At 60.3% G+C, this 1,695-nt stretch carries 2 protein-coding genes; one reads left to right on the top strand and one right to left on the bottom strand.

Features of this window, described 5'->3' with window-relative positions:
- Positions 1 to 385: 385 nt before the first annotated feature.
- Positions 386 to 1,195 carry a sulfite exporter TauE/SafE family protein gene (locus AC1D34_RS37345; protein WP_476827000.1) on the top strand — a complete coding sequence of 270 codons (810 nt, stop codon included), beginning with the start codon at positions 386 to 388 and terminating at the stop codon, positions 1,193 to 1,195.
- A gap of 159 nt (positions 1,196 to 1,354) precedes the next feature.
- On the opposite strand, the gene AC1D34_RS37340 is transcribed toward AC1D34_RS37345, so the two are convergent.
- The coding region (locus AC1D34_RS37340; RefSeq protein WP_476826999.1) for a response regulator transcription factor at positions 1,355 to 1,695 on the bottom strand (341 nt) is incomplete at its 5' end.

Genomic DNA, 1,695 nt, shown 5'->3' with positions numbered 1-1,695 from the left:
CTCCGACACGTAGTCGTCAAGATACTCGGGAAGCAGGACACCCTGCCGACGGTCTTCACTCTCAACGAAGCGCTTCATCTAAGCTCCCGGAGCATCACCTCCAGGAATCCTAGCCGACTCGGCTCTTTTCACACAGCCTCCACCCTTCTTAGACCATAGCGAGGTCCGCTTTGCGGCACGCTCGCCGATGTCAACTATCGGGCGAGCACCTTATCTCCGCTCTCGACCGACCCAGAGCCGACTCGGCTCGCGTCTAGTGCAATGTCCGGAATCGGGCGGTGAGCAGTCAGGCGAGCAGGGCCCGCTGGGTAATGCAAATCGAAGCCTTGGCGCCGCGCCTCCCAGCGCTATATTCATTGCACTACAGCGATTCTGACAGGCCCCCATGACCGACGCATCCGTAGCGGCGACAACGCCGCGCTCGCGTTCCGGAGCATTCGCCGGCGGTGCTCTCATCGGAACGCTAGGCGGGCTGATCGGACTTGGCGGTGCCGAATTTCGCCTTCCCTTGCTTATTGGCGCATTCCGATTTGGCGCGCTCGAAGCGGTCATCCTCAACAAGGCAATGAGCCTGGTGGTGGTTGCATCCGCTCTTCCCTTTCGGGCCGGCACGGTTCCCGCAACAGAGGTCGCGGCACATTGGCCCGTTATCCTCAATCTACTTGCAGGCAGCCTTCTCGGTGCCTGGTTTGGTGCTGGCTGGGCTACGAAACTGCCGCCCGGTTCGCTCTATCGCGTCATTGCGTTGCTGCTGGTCGCCATCGCGGCCGTGTTGCTGGTCGGCCATGACACATCCTCTCATGGCGCAGCGCTAACCGGTGCAGCGCAGCTTATCGCTGGAATCGTGGCGGGGTTCCTAATTGGCGTCGTAGCTTCTCTTATGGGAGTGGCTGGCGGTGAGTTGCTCATTCCAACCTTGGTCCTGTTGTTCGGCGCCGACATCAAGCTCGCCGGCAGCCTGTCGCTTGCGGTGAGCCTCCCGACGATGATCGTCGGTTTCACGCGCTACAGTCGGGATCAAAGCTTTTCGGTCATAGCCAGGAACAAGACATTCCTGGTGATTATGGCTGCGGGTTCTGTCGTTGGCACCTTCATTGGTGGTCAGTTGCTGGGCTTCGTTCCTAGCAGGGTGCTGCTTCCGGGGCTCGCACTTATCTTGCTGGTCTCCGCAGTGAAGGTATGGAGGCACCACTAACGAGGACGGCTGGGTACGCCCGCTCGGGCCGGTTGCGAGCGTTCAGCCCGAGGGATCGGCACGTCCGCCTTCCACCCACCCTAAACGGTCGTTTGTGATGGCTGCTTCGGGTAGCTCGGATCGGACCTCGGGCTACGCACCGCGCCTTTATGGTTGATCTCAGTGGCGCTCCCTGACGGATCCGAGTGCGACCGCGAGCGCTTCAAATAGAATCGCATTCGCCAAGGGCTTCGAAAGAACGGCAACGATGTCAGTGGCCAGAGACAGTTCGCGGATCCTGTCTCCCTGTGCCGTGATGATGATCGTCGGAATATGGACGTCGCCCCTGAGTAATTGATGGTGAAGCTCGATGCCGGTCATGTCGGGCATCTGCACGTCAAGGATCAGGCAGGCAGGCGGCCCTTCGGGCAATGCCTTCAGAAATTCGCGGGCTGAGTTGAAGATCTTCGTCTCAAACCTGCGAACCCTCAGCGTCCGGCTCAGGGACTTCAGTACGGACG

The organism is Allobosea sp. P1_A7, assembly GCF_056406775.1.
The sequence above is the reverse complement of the archived record's forward strand: the minus strand, read 5'-3'. Positions and strand labels throughout refer to the sequence as shown.